Below are 16,477 nucleotides of genomic sequence, written 5' to 3'. Positions count from 1 at the left end.
CTCCCGATGTGGCTGGTCACCGCCGGCGCAGGCGGTTGGCGAACTCCGCGGCGGCCGCGCCGGGGTCGGTCGCCTCCGTGATGGCCCGTACGACGACGACGCGGTCGGCGCCCGCCTCCAGCACCTCGTCGAGGTTGCCGAGGTCGATGCCGCCGATGGCGAACCAGGGGCGGTCGGTGCGCAAGCCGGCGGTGTGGCGGACCAGGTCGAGGCCGGGGGCGTGGCGGCCGGGCTTGGTGGGGGTGGGCCAGCAGGGGCCGGTGCAGAAGTAGTCGACGCCGTCCTGGACCGCCGCGGCTTCCGCTTCCTGCTCCGCGTGGGTGGAGCGGCCGATGAGGACGTCGTCGCCGAGGATCGCGCGGGCCGCGGGGACCGGGAGGTCGCCCTGGCCGAGGTGGAGTACGTCGGCCTGGGCCGCGTGGGCGACGTCGGCCCGGTCGTTGACCGCGAGGAGCTTGCCGTGGCGGGCGCAGGCGTCGGCGAAGACCTGGAGGTGCTCCAGCTCCTCGGCGGCCTCCATGCCCTTGTCGCGGAGCTGCACGATGTCGACGCCGCCGGCCAGGACCGCGTCGAGGAACTCCGGGAGGTCGCGCTGGCGCTTGCGGGCGTCCGTGCAGAGGTAGACGCGGGCGTCGGCGAGCTGGGCGCGGGTGGTGCGGGCGGCGTCGGTTGCGGCGGTCATGTTCGGTCCCCCGGTGTCGGTGGCGTGCGGGCCGTGGACGAGTGCGGTCGGCCTTGGCGGGCGGTAGTGAACCACAGGTGGGTCGGGGCGGGGGCATGCCGGTACGCCGTGGTGGGGCGCGCGGGCCGGGGAGGGTGTCACTCACCCGCGTTGGCGGGGTGCCGCTGCGCCCACCCGTGCCGCCCTGCGGCACGACTGCCCGCAGCTATGGCGGAGGCCTGACTGCCGCCGCTCGCGTGGGACTGCGCCCAGCGACACGACCGCCCACAGCTACCGCACAGACCTGGCCGTCGCCGCGCCGGGTGGGCCGCCGCCCCAGCGGCACGACTGCCCGCAGCTGCGTAGGGACATGTCCTCGCAGCTACGGCAGACGGCTCCTGGGGCTGGACAGCGTTCGACTCAGACGGCCAGCGCCTGGGCGCGGCGCTTCACCTCCGTGCCGCGGTTCTCGCTCAGGGCCTGGGCCGGGGTGCCGGGCAGGCTGTCGTCCGGGGTGAAGAGCCACTCCAGCATCTCTTCGTCGGTGAAGCCGTCGTCCCTCAGAAGGGTCAAGGTCCCGGCGAGGCCCTTGACGACCTTCTGCTCGGCCCCGTCGATGAAGGCGGCGGGGACGTGCAGTGCGCGGTTCTCACCTCGGCGTACGGCGATGAGCTGGCCCTCCTTGACCAGCTGCCGAACACGCGTCACCTCGACGTCCAGCATTTCTGCGATGTCGGGGAGGGTGAGCCAGGCGGGGACGAGAGCATCGATCTTTGCGTCAATCTCGGTCACGGAATCAAGCCTGCCATCCCGCACTGACAGTCGGAAGCCGGGGCCGCCCGAAACGGCTCCCACCTCGACATTTCCGCTGGACCATCGCCTAGACGACCGCCGCCTTCAGCGGCCGGCCGGGATCCGACAGCAACCCGGTGTCGAGCGCCGTCCCCGCCTCGATCAGGCGCCGCCCCTGGGCCAGATCCCGCGGCCGGCCCACCGCCAGCAGCGCGACCAGCCGGTTCTCCCGCAGCCAGCACACCGCCCAGGCCGGTCCGGACGGGTCCCCGCGCCACAGGACCGTGTCGGCGGCCGGGTGATGGCCGGCGTACTGGACGAAACGGCCGAACTGCTCGGACCAGAAGTACGGCACCGGGTCGTAGACCGACGGCGTCTCGCCGATGATGTTGGCCGCCACCGTGCGCGGCCCCTGGAGGGCGTTGTCCCAGTGGTGGACCAGCAGGCGCTCGCCGTAGCGCCCGGAGGGGAAGGACGCGCAGTCGCCCACGGCGTACACGTCCGGGACCGATGTGCGCAGCGCCGCGTCGGCCACGACCTCTCCGTGCGCGCCGAGGCCGATACCCGAGCCGGAGAGCCAGGACGTGGCCGGGCGGGCGCCGATGCCGACCACGACCGCGTCCGCGGGCAGCCGGGAGCCGTCGTCGAGGACGACCTCACCGGGCTCGACGCGGGCCACGCGCGCGTGCGTGCGCAGTTCGGCCCCGGCGTCGGCGTACCAGGCCGCCATCGGCGTGGCCACCTCCGCGGGCAGCGCCCCCGCGAGCGGCCGGTCGGCGGCCTCGACGACGGTCACCGCGCAGCCCGCGTCGCGCGCGGCGGTGGCGAACTCGGCGCCGATCCAGCCCGCGCCGACGACCACGATGTCGTGCTGCCGGGCGAGCACCGGGCGCAGCCGTTCGGCGTCGTCGAGGGTGCGCAGCAGATGGACGCCGGGGACGCCCTCCGTGCCGGGCAGCCGGATCGGTTCGGCGCCGGTGGCGAGGACCAGGACGTCGTACGGCACCGGACCGCCCTCGGTGTCCAGTTCGTGGTCGGCCGGGCGGACGCCCAGCACCTCGAGGCCGAGCCGCAGTTCGATGCCGAGCGCCTCGAAGTCGACGTCGAAGGCGGAGCCCTCGGCCTTGCCGAGCAGCACCGCCTTGGACAGCGGCGGCCGGTCGTAGGGCTGGTGGGGTTCCGCGCCGATCAGCGTCACCGTGCCGGTGAAGCCCTGTTCGCGCAGGGCCACCGCGGTCTGTACGCCGGCCATGCCAGCGCCGACCACGACCACACGCCGCCGCGCCTGCGTCTCCGTCTCGTCGCTCACCTGATCACCATAGACAACTGACAATTTGTCAGTCAGGAGCCCTGCACAGTGACCTGCTCCACAACGCTGGTCCCGCTGCCGGGCTGCGACTCCCACTCCCAGCGCTCCTCAAGGCGCACCCGCCCGTCCGCGAGCTCCACGACCGTCGACACGCAGTGCCCGCTCGACGTCGTCCCGTCGTGCTTCAGCTGCACGTACCGGAAGTCGAGCCGGTCGCCCGCGCGCGTGCCCACCAGGTGCCCGCGGACGACATCGCCACCGGCGTACTCGGCCCAGATCTCGCCGTCCTTCTCGTGGTAGGTGAACCGGGTCCGGGTCCCCACCTGACCTGGCGCTTGGTCGGCGACCGGGGCGAGGACGAGACCGTCGAGCGAGCGTGCCACCGAGAGAGGCTCCCTTACTGAGACATACGACGTCGGGCTAGGGTGGCCAACGTAGAGCACTCGCGGGAGCCCGGACGCACCGGGCTGAGAGGGAGGCTGGCGGCCTCCGACCGTACGAACCTGATCCGGGTCATGCCGGCGAAGGGAGGGGCTGGACGCCCATGTCCTCACGTACGTCAGACGTCCTCGTCGTCGGGGGCGGAATCATCGGCCTCGTCACGGCCTGGCGGGCCGCGCAGCGCGGTTTCGCCACGGCTGTCGTGGACCCCGAACCGGGCGGCGGGGCCGCCCAGGTGGCGGCCGGCATGCTCGCCGCCGTCACCGAACTCCATTACGGCGAGCAGACCCTGCTCGGCCTGAACCTGGCCTCGGCCCGCCGCTATCCGGGTTTCGCGGCCGAGCTGACCGACCTGACCGGGCTCGACCTCGGCCACCGCCGCTGCGGCACGCTCGCCGTCGCCCTGGACGCCGACGACCGCGCCCATCTGCGCGAACTGCACGCCCTGCAGCAGCAGTCGGGGCTGGAGTCCGAGTGGCTGTCGGGGCGTGAGTGCCGGCGTCTGGAGCCGATGCTCGCGCCGGGCGTGCGCGGCGGGCTGCGGGTGGACGGCGACCACCAGATCGACCCCCGGCGGCTGACCAGGGCGCTGCTGGCCGCCTGCGAGCGGGCGGGCGTGGTGTTCCACCGCGACTGGGCCGAGCGGCTCGACGTCGTGCGGGACCGGGCCGCAGGCGTCACCACGACCGGCGGTACGCGGCTGGGCGCGGGGCAGGTCGTGCTGGCGGCGGGCAGCCTCAGCGGACGTCTCGCGGGGGTCCCCCAGGCCGTGCTGCCGCCGGTGCGTCCGGTGAAGGGGCAGGTGCTGCGGCTGACCGTGCCTCAGCGGTACGCGCCGTTCCTGAGCCGGACCGTGCGGGCCGTGGTGCGCGGCAGCCACGTCTATCTCGTCCCGCGGGAGAACGGCGAGCTGGTGATCGGGGCGACCAGCGAGGAGCAGGGCTGGGACACGACGGTGACCGCGGGCGGGGTGTACGAGCTGCTGCGCGACGCGCACGAACTGGTCCCCGGCATCACCGAGCTGCCGCTGACGGAGACCCGCGCGGGGCTGCGCCCCGGCTCCCCCGACAACGCGCCCCTGCTCGGCCCGACCGAGCTGCCGGGGCTGTTGCTGGCCACCGGCCACTACCGCAACGGCGTGCTGCTGACGCCGGTCACCGGCGATGCCATGGCCCACGCCCTGACCACCGGTGAACTCCCGGACGAGGCCCGCCCCTTCACCCCCAGGCGATTCACGAAGCACCTCACGGAGCAGCCCGCATGAACATCTCCGTCAACGGGGAGCCGCGCCAGTTCGCCCCCGGCACGGCCCTCGACACCGTCGTGCGCGCCCTCACCCCGGCACCCTCCGGAGTGGCCGCCGCCCTCAACGAAACCGTCGTCCCGCGCGCGCAGTGGCCGTCGACGTCCCTCTCCGAGGGGGACCGCGTCGAGGTCCTGACCGCCGTCCAAGGAGGCTGACCCATGGCCGACGATCCCTTCATCCTCGGCGGTACGGCGTTCTCGTCCCGGCTGATCATGGGCACGGGCGGGGCGCCCAGCCTGGATGTGCTGAGGCGGGCGCTGATCGCCTCGGGCACGGAACTCACGACCGTCGCGATGCGGCGCGTCGACCCGACCGTGCACGGCTCGGTCCTGTCCGTGCTGACCGAGCTCGGCATCCAGGTGCTGCCGAACACGGCCGGCTGCTTCACGGCCGGTGAGGCGGTGCTGACGGCCCGCCTCGCGCGCGAGGCGCTCGGCACGGACCTGATCAAGGTGGAGGTCATCGCCGACGAGCGGACCCTGCTGCCGGACCCGATCGAGCTCCTGGAGGCTGCGGAGACCCTGGTCGACGACGGCTTCACGGTACTGCCGTACACCAACGACGACCCGGTGCTGGCCCGGAAGCTGGAGGACGTGGGCTGCGCGGCGATCATGCCGCTGGGCTCCCCCATCGGCTCCGGGCTCGGCATCCGCAACCCGCACAACTTCCAGCTGATCGTCGAGCACGCGCGCGTGCCGGTGATCCTGGACGCCGGGGCGGGTACGGCGTCGGACGCGGCGCTCGCGATGGAGCTGGGCTGCTCGGGTGTGATGCTCGCCTCGGCGGTGACGCGCGCCCATGAGCCGGAGCTGATGGCGCACGCGATGCGGCACGCGGTCGAGGCGGGCCGGCTGGCCCACCGGGCGGGCCGGATTCCCAAGCGCCACTTCGCCGAAGCGTCCTCCCCCACCGAGGGGTTGGCGCGTCTCGACCCGGAACGCCCGGCATTCTGAACGTACGTTCGATGAGATTCGGGAGCGGGTGCGAGGTCCGTCACAGCTCGGCTTCAGTCCCGCCCCGATCTCACCCGAACCCCCGGCCCTGTCAGTCACGGCTCGTACACTCACCTGCGTGGATACGACCCTTCAGGACCCTCTGGTCGGGCAGGTGCTCGACGGCCGGTACCGCGTGGAAGCGCGGATCGCCGTCGGCGGGATGGCCACGGTCTACCGGGCCCTGGACACCCGCCTCGACCGCGTGCTCGCCCTGAAGGTGATGCACCCGGGCCTCGCTGCCGACGCCACCTTCGTCGACCGCTTCATCCGCGAGGCCAAGTCCGTCGCCCGGCTCGCCCACCCCAACGTGGTGCAGGTCTTCGACCAGGGCACCGACGGGTCGTACGTCTATCTCGCCATGGAGTACGTCGCCGGCTGCACCCTGCGGGACGTGCTGCGCGACCGCGGGGCGCTGCAGCCGCGGGCCGCGCTCGACATCCTGGAGCCGGTGCTGGCCGCGCTCGGCGCCGCGCACCGCGCCGGGTTCGTGCACCGGGACATGAAGCCCGAGAACGTCCTCATAGGGGACGACGGCCGGGTCAAGGTCGCCGACTTCGGGCTGGTCCGCTCGGTCGACACCGTGACCAACACCAGCGGTGCCGTGCTCGGCACCGTCTCCTATCTCGCGCCCGAGCAGATCGAGCAGCCGGGTGCCGCCGACGCCCGGGTCGACGTGTATGCGTGCGGTGTCGTGCTCTACGAGATGCTGACCGGCGAGAAGCCGCACGACGGCGACTCCCCCGCGATCGTCCTCTACAAGCACCTGCACGAGGACGTCCCGCCGCCCTCGGCGATCGTGCCGGGCCTGCCGTTCGGGCTGGACGAGCTGGTCGCCTCGGCGACCGCCCGCACCCCGGACGTCCGCCCGCACGACGCCGTGGCGATGCTCGCCCAGGTCCGCGAGGCGCGTGCCGCCCTCAGCGCCGACCAGCTGGACGCCGTACCGCCGCAGGCGCTGACCACCGAGCACGACAACACCGAGGACCGCACGAGTGTGATCCCGCGCTCGCTGACGGTGCCGCGGCCGTTGCCGGTCGACGGGGACGACGAGGCCGCGCTCAACCGCACCAGCGTGTTCGCGACGCCGCCGCCCCCGCCGCCCCGGCGCCGCCGCTCGGGCGTTCCGCGCGGGCCGCTCGCGATCGTCGTCGCGCTCCTGCTGATCCTCGGTGTCGGCGCCGGCGTCTGGTACATCAACTCCGGCCAGTTCACCAAGGTCCCGGCGCTGATCGGCAAGACCGAGGCGCAGGCGCGGGAGCGGCTCTCCCAGGAGGGTCTCGACGTCGGCAAGGTGAAGCACGCCTTCAGCGACACCGTGAAGCGGGGCCGCGTCATCAACTCGGACCCGGAGGTCGGCACCCGCATACGGAACAACGACTCGGTGACACTGACCGTCTCCGACGGCCCCGAGACCGTGCAGCTGGCCGATCTCAAGGGCTACCGGCTGGACAAGGCGCGGCTCCGGCTGAAGAACGACGGTCTGGAACCGGGCATGGTCACCCGGGAGTTCAGCTCCGACGTCATCAAGGGTTTCGTGATCCGCACCGACCCCGAGGCCGGCAACAAGCTCCACGCGGGTACGGCCGTGGCCCTGGTCGTCAGCAAGGGCAGCCCGGTCGACGTCCCGGACGTCACCGGTGAGAGCCTGGAGGACGCCAAGGCGGATCTGACGGAGGCGGGCCTGAAGGTGAAGGTCGCCACCGAGCAGGTCAACTCCGAGTTCGACAAGGGCCAGGTGGCCGCCCAGACGCCGGATGAGGGCAGCGAGGCCGCCGAGGGCGACACCGTGACTCTGACGATCTCCAAGGGCCCCGAGATGGTCGAGGTCCCGGACGTGGTCGGCGACAGCGTCGACGACGCTAAGGCCGCGCTGGAGGGCGCCGGGTTCGAGGTCGACGAGGACCGCGGACTCCTCGGGCTGTTCGGCGACACCGTCAAGAGCCAGTCCGTGGACGGCGGCGACACCGCGCCCAAGGGCTCGACGATCACGATCGAGATCCGCTGAGACAGGATCCTGGACCGCCCCTGGACCGCCGACGGGAGGCTTCAGCGACGGTCCAGGACCGGCGACGGGGCACTCCCCCGCGCATGACACCCTGAATGGGTGATGACTCAGCGCAACCCCGTCGGCGGCCACGTCCCCGTGGCCGGCGGTCTGAACTCCGTCGGACTGTCCTACGCCCGTGACCTCGAGGCCGAGACCGTGCAGGTCTTCGTCGCCAACCCGCGCGGCTGGGCCACCCCCGCCGGCAACCCGCGGCAGGACGAGGAGTTCCGGGCGGCGTGCGCGGCGGAGTCGATCCCGGCGTACGTGCATGCCCCGTACCTGATCAACTTCGGCTCGCACACCGAGGCCACCGTGGAGAAGTCGGTGGAGAGCATGCGGCACTCGCTGCGGCGCGGGCGGGAGATCGGGGCGCTCGGCGTGGTCGTGCACACGGGCAGCGCGACCGGCGGACGGGACCGGTCCGTGGCCCTGAAGCAGGTCCGGGAACACATGCTGCCGCTGCTCGACGAACTCACCCACGACGACGACCCGTTCCTGCTCCTGGAGTCGACCGCCGGACAGGGCGCCTCGCTGTGCTCGCGCACCTGGGACTTCGGACCGTACTTCGAGGCCCTGGACGCCCACCCCAAGCTGGGGATCTGCCTCGACACCTGCCACATCTTCGCGGCCGGACACGATCTGACCGGTCCGTCCGGCATGCACCAGACTCTCGACCTGCTGGTCGACACCGTCGGCGAGGGACGACTGAAGCTGATCCACGCCAACGACTCCAAGGACGTCGTCGGCGCCCACAAGGACCGGCACGAGAACATCGGCGCCGGCCACATCGGCGAGGACCCGTTCCGGGCACTGATGACCCACCCGGCCACGGCAGGCGTACCGCTGATCATCGAGACACCCGGCGGGAAGGAAGGTCATGCCGCGGACGTGGAGCGACTGAAGAAACTTCGCGACGCGTAATCCGTGACGGAATACCCCTGGGGGGTATACGGTTCTTGCTCGAAGCAGGAACCGTCACCTGACGTTGGGGGCACTCATGCAGCACGAGGCGCACACGGAACACGCTCACCACCGGCACGAGAGCCACCAGGCCCCCGGCAGCAGCTGGTCCATGGCCGTCCAGGCCACCCTCCACTGCCTCACCGGCTGCGCCATCGGCGAAGTGCTCGGCATGGTCATCGGCACCGCGCTCGGCTGGGGGAACCTGCCGACGACGATCCTCGCGATCGTCCTGGCGTTCTTCTTCGGCTACTCGCTCACCCTGCGCGGCGTCCTGCGCTCCGGTCTCGGTTTCCGGGCCGCCGTGCGGGTGGCGCTGGCCGCGGACACCCTGTCCATCGCCGTGATGGAACTGGTCGACAACGGGGTGATCGTGCTCTGGCCGGGCGCGATGGACGCGGAACTGGCCGACCTGCTGTTCTGGGGCGCGCTGGCGATCTCACTGGCCATCGCGTTCGTCGTCACCGTGCCGGTGAACAAGTGGATGATCGGCCGGGGCAAGGGGCACGCGGTGGTGCACCAGCACCACTGACGCGGTAGTCCACCAGCATCGCCGACCGGGGCACCTACGCCTCGGGCCCGTCCCCCGGCTCCTCCTGATAGGAGTACCGCTGCTCTTTCCACGGGTCGCCGATGTTGTGATAGCCGCGTTCCTCCCAGAAGCCGCGGCGGTCGGCGGTCATGTACTCGACGCCACGGACCCATTTGGGCCCCTTCCAGGCGTACAGATGGGGGACGACCAGACGGAGCGGGAAGCCGTGCTCGGCGGTCAGCAGTTCGCCGTCCTTGTGGGTGGCGAAGATGGTGCGCTCGGCGGCGAAGTCCGCGAGGCGCAGGTTGGAGCTGAAGCCGTACTCGGCCCACACCATCACATGGGTGACATCCGGTGCGGGCGGGGCGATCTCCAGGACGGTCCGGGCGGGGACCCCGCCCCACTCGGCGCCGAGCATGCTGAACTTCGTCACGCAGTGCAGGTCCGCCACGACGGAGGTGTGCGGCAGGGCCGTGAACTCCTCGTGGTTCCAGCAGCGCTTCTCGCCGTCCGCGGTGGCGCCGAAGACCCGGAACTCCCAGCGCTCGGGCCGGAACTTGGGAACCGGCCCGTAGTGGGTGACGGGCCAGCCACGCTGCAGTCGCTGCCCCGGCGGTAGCTCGGAATGTGCCGCTTCTCCACTTTCGCGCTCCACCGGCTGACCCATGACTCCATCCTGACAGACCAGGGACGGTGCACCTGACCAACCCCATCCCGATTCATCTCAAACCGGACTAAGCCTGTACTTACTTACTAAGCGAAGACTTACTGGACGATCTTCGGTGACGGTGCAAGGATGCGGCCCGCAACCTGCCAGTTCCCCCTTTGGAAGGAGCCTCTGCGATGCAGGGCGACCCCGAGGTCATCGAATTCCTCAACGAGCAGCTCACCGGCGAGCTCACCGCGATCAACCAGTACTTCCTGCACGCGAAGATGCAGGAGAACTTCGGCTGGACGAAGCTCGCGAAGTACACCCGCCACGAGTCGTTCGACGAGATGAAGCACGCCGAGGTGCTCACCGACCGGATCCTGTTCCTGGAGGGGCTGCCGAACTACCAGCGCCTGTTCCATGTCCGGGTCGGACAGACGGTCAAGGAGATGTTCGAGGCGGACCGGCAGATCGAGGTCGAGGCGATCGACCGCCTCAAGCGCGGGATCGAGGTGATGCGCGCCAAGGGCGACATCACGTCGGCGAACATCTTCGAGTCGATCCTGGAGGACGAGGAGCACCACATCGACTACCTCGACACCCAGCTGGAACTCCTGGAGAAGCTCGGCGAGGCGCTGTACATCGCCCAGCTGATCGAGCAGCCGGAGAGCTGAGCCGCGAGCGGCTAGGCAGCCTCTTCCAGCACCTCGACTTCGGACACCTCGACTTCGGACACCTCGGCCTCGGACACCTTGGCGAGAACCGGCATGCCCTGGTCGGCCAGCTCGCGTCGCGGACAGGCGCCCCGGCCCAGGATCGCCTGGATACGGCGCACACAGGAACCACAGTCCGTGCCCGCCTTGCAGGCGGAAGCTATCTGGCGAGGGGTGCAGGCACCGGCCTCCGCGTGCTTCTTCACCTGCTGCTCGGTGACCCCGAAACAACTGCAGACGTACACGCGGGCCACCTCCCGAGGGGATTGATCGGTCTTGCCATCCCCGTTGATCGGTGAGGCTAACCTAACCTTACCCGCCCTGTGGGAGCCGCAAAAGAGGAGTGGGGCGCGGATCGTATGTGATCCGCGCCCCACGTCATGTCCCTGTAACAGGCGAAACCCTTACTGGTCCCTGTACATCTCCGCGACGAGGAAGGCCAGGTCGAGCGACTGGCTGCGGTTCAGCCGGGGGTCGCAGGCCGTCTCGTAGCGCTGGTGCAGGTCGTCGACGAAGATCTCGTCGCCGCCGCCCACGCACTCGGTGACGTCGTCGCCCGTGAGCTCCACGTGGATGCCGCCCGGGTGGGTGCCGAGGGCCTTGTGGACCTCGAAGAAACCCTTGACCTCGTCGAGCACGTCGTCGAAGCGGCGGGTCTTGTGACCCGAGGCCGCCTCGAAGGTGTTGCCGTGCATCGGGTCGGTCACCCAGGCGACCGTGGCGCCGGAGGCGGTGACCTTCTCGACCAGCTCGGGCAGCTTGTCGCGGACCTTGTCCGCGCCCATGCGCACGATGAAGGTGAGCCGGCCGGGCTCGCGCTCGGGGTCGAGGCGCTCGATGTACTGCAGCGCCTCCTCGGCCGTGGTGGTCGGGCCGAGCTTGATGCCGATCGGGTTGCGGATCTTCGAGGCGAACTCGATGTGCGCGTGGTCCAGCTGCCGGGTGCGCTCACCGATCCACACCATGTGCGCCGAGACGTCGTACAGGTGCCCGGTGCGGGAGTCGACGCGGGTGAGCGCCGACTCGTAGTCCAGGAGCAGCGCCTCGTGCGAGGAGTAGAACTCGACCGTCTTGAACTCCTCCGGGTCGGTCCCGCAGGCCCGCATGAAGTTCAGCGCGTTGTCGATCTCCCGGGCGAGCTGCTCGTAGCGCTGGCCGGAGGGGGACGACTTCACGAAGTCCTGGTTCCAGGCGTGCACCTGGCGCAGGTCGGCGTAGCCGCCGGTGGTGAAGGCGCGCACCAGGTTGAGCGTGGAGGCGGAGGCGTTGTACATCCGCTTCAGACGCTCGGGGTCCGGGACGCGGGCCTTCTCGTTGAAGTCGAAGCCGTTGACCGAGTCGCCGCGGTAGGTCGGCAGGGTCACGCCGTCGCGGGTCTCGGTGCCCTTGGAGCGCGGCTTGGAGTACTGGCCGGCGATCCGGCCGACCTTCACGACCGGCACCGAGGCGGCGTACGTCAGCACGGCGCCCATCTGGAGCAGGGTCTTGAGCTTGTTGCGGATGTGGTCGGCGGACACGGCGTCGAAGGCCTCGGCGCAGTCGCCGCCCTGGAGGAGGAACGCCTCTCCCTTGGCGACGGCCGCCATCCGGGCGCGCAGCTGGTCGCACTCGCCCGCGAAGACGAGCGGCGGATACGACTCCAGCTCCGCAACGACTGCGCGCAGAGCCTCGGGGTCGGGGTACTCGGGCTGCTGCGCCGCGGGCAGTTCTCGCCAGGTGTTGCCAGCGCTCGCGCTGGTCTTAGCGTTCACGGTCACGGCCTCAACATTACGGGGTCGTGTCACGGCTCCCGGCGCATGCCCAACAAATGAGACACGCAGTACAGAGAACGGACATGGGGTAAGGTGCGTCGCATGTTCGCGCACTCGACCCAGAACTGGTGGTGGACCGCTCATCCGGCGGCCCACTGAATCGCGCGCACAAGACTTCGCGAAGGCCGCCCGAGGGGCGGCCTTCGGTGTTTCCGGGGTCGTTCCTCACATCGACGTCATCGACAGCTGAGGAACCATGGACCTGACACAGCTCGTGCACGACGACCGCCCGTTCGCCCTGCTGCGCCGCCGCACACCGGGCCATGACGAGAACACCGTCGAGGTGTTCCTCGGCCCGGTCTCCTCGTACGACCGCCTCGCCGACCTCCCCGACGAGGGCCTCGCCCTCGTCCCCTTCCGGCAGATCCGCGAGCGCGGCTTCGACGTGCGGGACGACGGGACACCCCTGACGGTGCTGGTCCCCGAGGAGACGCACACGCTGGCCCTGCCGGACGCCCTGGCGCAGCTCCCCGCCCATGACGTCCGCGTCCAGAACGGCGGCTTCGACGTCGCCGACGAGGAGTACGGCGAGATCGTCGGCCGGGTGCTGCGCGAGGAGATCGGGCGGGGCGAGGGCGCGAACTTCGTGATCCGGCGGACGTACGAGGGCGAGATCCCGGGGTTCTCCCGCGAGGACGCGCTCGCCCTGTTCCGGCGGCTCCTCGTCGGTGAGCGGGGCGCCTACTGGACCTTCGTCGTCCACACCGGCGACCGCACCCTCGTCGGCGCCAGCCCCGAGGTGCATGTGCGGATGTCCGGCGGCACGGTCGTGATGAACCCGATCAGCGGGACGTACCGCTATCCCGCCGAGGGCCCCACCCCCGAGCACCTGCTCGGCTTCCTCGCCGACGGCAAGGAGATCGAGGAGCTGTCGATGGTGGTCGACGAGGAGCTCAAGATGATGTGCACGGTCGGCGACATGGGCGGAGTGGTGATCGGACCGCGCCTGAAGGAGATGGCCCACCTCGCGCACACCGAGTACGAGCTGCGCGGGAAGTCCTCTCTGGATGTGCGGGACGTGCTGCGGGAGACCATGTTCGCGGCGACCGTCACCGGCTCCCCGGTGCAGAACGCCTGCCGGGTCATCGAGCGGCACGAGGTCGGCGGGCGCGGCTACTACGCGGGCGCGCTGGCCCTGCTCGGCCGGGACTCGGGGGGCGCCCAGACCCTCGACTCCCCCATCCTGATCCGCACCGCCGACATCTCCGCCGACGGTCGCCTGCGCGTCCCGGTCGGTGCCACCCTCGTCCGCGGTTCGGACCCGGCGAGCGAGGTGGCCGAGACGCACGCGAAGGCGGCGGGAGTGCTGGCGGCGCTGGGTGTACGACCGTCACGCCCGCGTGCGGAGGAGGCGCGCCCGAGGCTGTTCGACGACCCCCGGGTGCGGGCCGCGCTCGACGGGCGCCGCTCCTCCCTCGCGCCGTTCTGGCTGCGGATGCAGGAGCGGACTCAGGAGCTGGAGGGTCACGCGCTCGTCGTCGACGGCGAGGACACCTTCACCGCGATGCTCGCGCACGTCCTGCGCTCCAGTGGGCTGGAGGTGACCGTCCGGCGCTACGACGAGCCCGGTCTGCGCGAGGCGGTCCTCGCCCACGAGGGCCCGGTCGTCCTCGGCCCCGGCCCCGGCGACCCCTCCGACCTGACCGACCCCAAGATGCGCTTCCTGCGCGACCTCGCCGCCCGTGTCATCCGGGAGCACCGGCACGGCGTGCTCGGCGTCTGCCTCGGCCACGAGCTGATCGCGGCGGAGCTGGGCCTGGAGATCGTACGCAAGGAGGTGCCGTACCAGGGGGCGCAGACGACGGTCGACCTGTTCGGGCGCCAGGAGACCGTCGGCTTCTACAACAGCTTCGTGGCGCGCTGCGACGACGAGACGGCGGCCGAGCTGGCCGCGCACGAGGTCGAGGTGAGCCGGAGTGGGTCGTACGAGGTGCACGCGCTGCGCGGACCGGGCTTCGCCGGTGTGCAGTTCCACCCGGAGTCGGTGCTGACGCTGAACGGGGCCGCGATCGTACGGGAGTTGACGGCTCAGCTGCGTGGCACGAGCACGTTCTCCGAGCGGCGGCCGGCCTTGTAGTCGAGGACGTTGCGCACCGTGGCGTCGACGATCTGGCCGACGGCGTCCCCGGTGTAGTACGCCTGGTGGGACGTGACCAGGACGTTCGGGAAGGTGACCAGGCGGGCCAGGGTGTCGTCCTCGATGGCCTCCAGGGACCTGTCGAGGAAGAACAGGCCCGCCTCCGCCTCGTACACGTCGAGGCCGACGCCCGCGAAGCGGCCCGCGCGCAGTTCGGTGACGAGGGCCGCGGTGTCGATGAGGCCGCCGCGGCTGGAGTTGACCAGGATCGCGTCGTCCCGCATCGCCCTCAGGGCGGCGGCGTCGATGAGGTGCCTGGTCTCCGGCATCAGCGGGACGTGCAGGGTGACCAGGTCGGACTCGGCGAGGAGCTGCTCCTTGGGGACGTACTTCATGCCGAGTTCCAGGCAGGCGGGGTTCTCGGCGATGTCCCAGCCGAGCAGCTTCATGCCGAAGCCGTGGGCGATCCGGGTGAAGGCCTCGCCGATCTTGCCGGTGCCGAGGACGCCCGCGGTGCGGCCGTGCAGGTCGCGGCCCATCAGACCGTCGAGGCGGAAGTCGAAGTCGCGGGTGCGGGTGGAGGCGCGGACGATCCGCCGGTTGACGGCCATGGCGAGGGTCCAGGCGAACTCGGCGACGGAGTACGGCGAGTAGTACGAGACGCGGGCGATGGTCATGCCGAGCCGCTCGGCGACCTTGAGGTCGATGTTGTTGAAGCCGGTGGAGCGCTGGGCGATCATCCGGGTGCCGCCGGCCGCGAGGACCTCCAGGACGCGCGGGCCGAGGTCGGCGTTGACGCTGGTGGAGACGGCCTCGTAGCCGGCCGCGATGGGGGCGGTGTCCTCGTTGAGGAAGACGTCCAGGCAGCGGACCTCGTGGTGGCCCCGGAAGGCCCGCTCGATCAGGGGCTTCTCGTCGGCCTGGACACCGAACGCGAGGATCTCCACGCGGCCCTCCGGGGGTACGCCGGATTTGTCTGGTCCTGGCGAATATCTCACAGACCCCCGCGGAGGCGCTCCGTGAGCGCGTCCCCGCACATGCCGAACGCCGCCACGGAAACCGCGACGGCGTTCGGGGTCCGGGTCCGGCCGGGGTGGTCAGCCGAAGAACACCCCCACCTCCGCGTACAGCTCCGGGTCGACCGTCTTCAGCTTGGCCGTGGCGTCCGAGATCGGCACGCGGACGATGTCGGTGCCGCGCAGCGCGACCATCTTCCCGAAGTCGCCGTCCCGTACGGCGTCGATGGCGTGCAGGCCGAAGCGGGTCGCGAGCCAGCGGTCGAAGGCGCTGGGGGTGCCGCCGCGCTGGATGTGCCCGAGCACGGTGGTGCGGGCCTCCTTGCCGGTCCGCTTCTCGATCTCCTTGCCGAGCCATTCGCCGACCCCGGACAGCCGGACGTGCCCGAAGGAGTCCAGCGACCCGTCCTTGAGGACCATGTCGCCGTCCTTCGGCATGGCGCCCTCGGCGACGACGACGATCGGGGCGTACGACGCCTTGAAGCGGGAGGTGATCCAGGCGCACACCTGGTCGAGGTCGAAGCGCTGCTCGGGGATGAGGATGACGTTGGCGCCGCCGGCGAGGCCGGAGTGCAGGGCGATCCAGCCGGCGTGCCGGCCCATCACCTCGCAGACCAGGACCCGCATGTGGGACTCGGCGGTGGTGTGCAGCCGGTCGATGGCCTCGGTGGCGATGCCGACCGCGGTGTCGAAGCCGAAGGTGTAGTCGGTGGCGGACAGGTCGTTGTCGATGGTCTTCGGTACGCCGACGACGGAGACGCCGTACTCGTCGGTGAGCCGTGCGGCCACGCCCAGGGTGTCCTCGCCGCCGATCGCGATCATCGCGTCGACCTCCAGCTTGGCGAGGTTCTCCTTGATCCGGCGGATGCCGTTCTCCTGCTTCAGGGGGTTCGTCCGCGAGGAGCCGAGGATGGTGCCGCCGCGGGGCAGGATGCCGCGCACGGCGGGGATGTCGAGGCGGACGGTGTCGCCCTCCAGGGGCCCGCGCCAGCCGTCCCGGAAGCCGACGAAGTCATAGCCGTACTCCTGCACGCCCTTGCGGACGATGCCCCGGATGACGGCGTTGAGCCCGGGGCAGTCGCCGCCTCCGGTCAGTACTCCGACCCGCATGGAAATGTCCCTTCGCCGCGGTTGCCTGGTGAAGGCCACGCTAATGGTGATCCAGGTC

At 70.9% G+C, this 16,477-nt stretch carries 18 protein-coding genes and 1 riboswitch; of the genes, 9 read left to right on the top strand and 9 right to left on the bottom strand.

Features of this window, described 5'->3' with window-relative positions:
* Positions 1-16 precede the first annotated feature (16 nt).
* From thiE to ACFUO4_RS16315, 4 genes are all read right to left on the bottom strand, one after another.
* The gene (gene thiE / locus ACFUO4_RS16330; protein ID WP_383484801.1) at positions 17-682 is read right to left on the bottom strand and encodes a thiamine phosphate synthase; all 666 of its coding nucleotides are present in this window, start codon (positions 680-682) and stop codon (positions 17-19) included.
* 399 nt (positions 683-1,081) lie between these two features.
* Positions 1,082-1,453, bottom strand: coding sequence for an Rv2175c family DNA-binding protein (locus ACFUO4_RS16325; protein WP_079308691.1), 372 nt, complete (start codon positions 1,451-1,453; stop codon positions 1,082-1,084).
* Between the two features lie 88 nt (positions 1,454-1,541).
* The gene (locus tag ACFUO4_RS16320; RefSeq protein ID WP_383485739.1) at positions 1,542-2,705 is read right to left on the bottom strand and encodes an NAD(P)/FAD-dependent oxidoreductase; all 1,164 of its coding nucleotides are present in this window, start codon (positions 2,703-2,705) and stop codon (positions 1,542-1,544) included.
* A gap of 89 nt (positions 2,706-2,794) precedes the next feature.
* Positions 2,795-3,145, bottom strand: coding sequence for a hypothetical protein (locus tag ACFUO4_RS16315; RefSeq protein ID WP_079308692.1), 351 nt, complete (start codon positions 3,143-3,145; stop codon positions 2,795-2,797).
* 52 nt (positions 3,146-3,197) lie between these two features.
* A riboswitch (TPP riboswitch) is annotated at positions 3,198-3,309 on the top strand.
* Here ACFUO4_RS16315 and thiO point away from each other — a divergent pair.
* The 6 genes from thiO (at position 3,307) to ACFUO4_RS16285 (ending at position 9,043) form a co-directional block, all read left to right on the top strand.
* On the top strand, positions 3,307-4,467 hold the full coding sequence (thiO, locus tag ACFUO4_RS16310; RefSeq protein ID WP_383484796.1) for a glycine oxidase ThiO: 1,161 nt from the start codon (positions 3,307-3,309) through the stop codon (positions 4,465-4,467). (Overlaps the previous riboswitch by 3 nt.)
* The gene (gene thiS, locus ACFUO4_RS16305; protein ID WP_079308693.1) at positions 4,464-4,664 is read left to right on the top strand and encodes a sulfur carrier protein ThiS; all 201 of its coding nucleotides are present in this window, start codon (positions 4,464-4,466) and stop codon (positions 4,662-4,664) included. The genes thiO and thiS overlap by 4 nt, the downstream gene beginning before the upstream one ends.
* Positions 4,665-4,667: 3 nt before the next feature.
* Positions 4,668-5,462 carry a thiazole synthase gene (locus tag ACFUO4_RS16300; protein ID WP_383484792.1) on the top strand — a complete coding sequence of 265 codons (795 nt, stop codon included), beginning with the start codon at positions 4,668-4,670 and terminating at the stop codon, positions 5,460-5,462.
* Between the two features lie 118 nt (positions 5,463-5,580).
* Positions 5,581-7,509 carry a Stk1 family PASTA domain-containing Ser/Thr kinase gene (pknB, locus tag ACFUO4_RS16295; protein WP_383484789.1) on the top strand — a complete coding sequence of 643 codons (1,929 nt, stop codon included), beginning with the start codon at positions 5,581-5,583 and terminating at the stop codon, positions 7,507-7,509.
* Between the two features lie 102 nt (positions 7,510-7,611).
* Positions 7,612-8,472: a deoxyribonuclease IV gene (locus ACFUO4_RS16290; RefSeq protein ID WP_383484786.1), complete on the top strand. Its 861-nt coding sequence runs from the start codon at positions 7,612-7,614 to the stop codon at positions 8,470-8,472.
* 76 nt (positions 8,473-8,548) lie between these two features.
* Positions 8,549-9,043, top strand: coding sequence for a DUF4396 domain-containing protein (locus tag ACFUO4_RS16285; RefSeq protein WP_383484783.1), 495 nt, complete (start codon positions 8,549-8,551; stop codon positions 9,041-9,043).
* A gap of 34 nt (positions 9,044-9,077) precedes the next feature.
* Here ACFUO4_RS16285 and ACFUO4_RS16280 read toward each other — a convergent pair whose 3' ends face one another.
* Positions 9,078-9,710: a sulfite oxidase-like oxidoreductase gene (locus ACFUO4_RS16280; protein ID WP_079308695.1), complete on the bottom strand. Its 633-nt coding sequence runs from the start codon at positions 9,708-9,710 to the stop codon at positions 9,078-9,080.
* A 176-nt stretch (positions 9,711-9,886) separates the two neighbouring features.
* Here ACFUO4_RS16280 and bfr point away from each other — a divergent pair, with 176 nt between their 5' ends.
* On the top strand, positions 9,887-10,366 hold the full coding sequence (gene bfr / locus ACFUO4_RS16275; RefSeq protein ID WP_079308696.1) for a bacterioferritin: 480 nt from the start codon (positions 9,887-9,889) through the stop codon (positions 10,364-10,366).
* Positions 10,367-10,377: 11 nt separating this feature from the next.
* Here bfr and ACFUO4_RS16270 read toward each other — a convergent pair whose 3' ends face one another.
* Positions 10,378-10,659: a bacterioferritin-associated ferredoxin gene (locus ACFUO4_RS16270; RefSeq protein WP_383484779.1), complete on the bottom strand. Its 282-nt coding sequence runs from the start codon at positions 10,657-10,659 to the stop codon at positions 10,378-10,380.
* A 150-nt stretch (positions 10,660-10,809) separates the two neighbouring features.
* On the bottom strand, positions 10,810-12,162 hold the full coding sequence (locus ACFUO4_RS16265) for a class II 3-deoxy-7-phosphoheptulonate synthase (RefSeq protein WP_079308698.1): 1,353 nt from the start codon (positions 12,160-12,162) through the stop codon (positions 10,810-10,812).
* A 96-nt stretch (positions 12,163-12,258) separates the two neighbouring features.
* Here ACFUO4_RS16265 and ACFUO4_RS16260 point away from each other — a divergent pair, with 96 nt between their 5' ends.
* Positions 12,259-12,315 carry a trp operon leader peptide gene (locus ACFUO4_RS16260; RefSeq protein ID WP_071528813.1) on the top strand — a complete coding sequence of 19 codons (57 nt, stop codon included), beginning with the start codon at positions 12,259-12,261 and terminating at the stop codon, positions 12,313-12,315.
* A 97-nt stretch (positions 12,316-12,412) separates the two neighbouring features.
* The gene (locus ACFUO4_RS16255) at positions 12,413-14,293 is read left to right on the top strand and encodes an anthranilate synthase family protein (RefSeq protein ID WP_383484776.1); all 1,881 of its coding nucleotides are present in this window, start codon (positions 12,413-12,415) and stop codon (positions 14,291-14,293) included.
* On the opposite strand, the gene ACFUO4_RS16250 is transcribed toward ACFUO4_RS16255, so the two are convergent.
* Together ACFUO4_RS16250 and ACFUO4_RS16245 are read right to left on the bottom strand one after the other, a co-directional pair.
* Positions 14,245-15,240 carry a 2-hydroxyacid dehydrogenase gene (locus tag ACFUO4_RS16250; RefSeq protein WP_383484773.1) on the bottom strand — a complete coding sequence of 332 codons (996 nt, stop codon included), beginning with the start codon at positions 15,238-15,240 and terminating at the stop codon, positions 14,245-14,247. The two genes, ACFUO4_RS16255 and ACFUO4_RS16250, sit on opposite strands and share 49 nt — an antisense overlap.
* Before the next feature lie 150 nt (positions 15,241-15,390).
* A complete protein-coding gene (locus ACFUO4_RS16245) occupies positions 15,391-16,419 on the bottom strand; it encodes a 6-phosphofructokinase (protein ID WP_079308701.1) in 1,029 nt (342 codons plus the stop codon).
* Positions 16,420-16,477: the final 58 nt, after the last annotated feature.

This window comes from Streptomyces sp. NPDC057280 (assembly GCF_042668605.1).
Lineage (GTDB): Bacteria > Actinomycetota > Actinomycetes > Streptomycetales > Streptomycetaceae > Streptomyces.
This window is presented reverse-complemented; position numbering and strand designations above follow the sequence as displayed.

Coding starts and splice junctions, on each gene's coding strand:
- ACFUO4_RS16290 (WP_383484786.1), top strand. CDS start 7,612: ATGACTCAGCGCAACCCCGTCGGCGGCCACGTCCCCGTGGCCGGCGGT.
- thiE (WP_383484801.1), bottom strand. CDS start 682: ATGACCGCCGCAACCGACGCCGCCCGCACCACCCGCGCCCAGCTCGCC.
- ACFUO4_RS16300 (WP_383484792.1), top strand. CDS start 4,668: ATGGCCGACGATCCCTTCATCCTCGGCGGTACGGCGTTCTCGTCCCGG.
- bfr (WP_079308696.1), top strand. CDS start 9,887: ATGCAGGGCGACCCCGAGGTCATCGAATTCCTCAACGAGCAGCTCACC.
- ACFUO4_RS16285 (WP_383484783.1), top strand. CDS start 8,549: ATGCAGCACGAGGCGCACACGGAACACGCTCACCACCGGCACGAGAGC.
- ACFUO4_RS16255 (WP_383484776.1), top strand. CDS start 12,413: ATGGACCTGACACAGCTCGTGCACGACGACCGCCCGTTCGCCCTGCTG.
- ACFUO4_RS16245 (WP_079308701.1), bottom strand. CDS start 16,419: ATGCGGGTCGGAGTACTGACCGGAGGCGGCGACTGCCCCGGGCTCAAC.
- thiO (WP_383484796.1), top strand. CDS start 3,307: ATGTCCTCACGTACGTCAGACGTCCTCGTCGTCGGGGGCGGAATCATC.
- ACFUO4_RS16320 (WP_383485739.1), bottom strand. CDS start 2,705: ATGGCCGGCGTACAGACCGCGGTGGCCCTGCGCGAACAGGGCTTCACC.
- thiS (WP_079308693.1), top strand. CDS start 4,464: ATGAACATCTCCGTCAACGGGGAGCCGCGCCAGTTCGCCCCCGGCACG.
- ACFUO4_RS16280 (WP_079308695.1), bottom strand. CDS start 9,710: ATGGGTCAGCCGGTGGAGCGCGAAAGTGGAGAAGCGGCACATTCCGAG.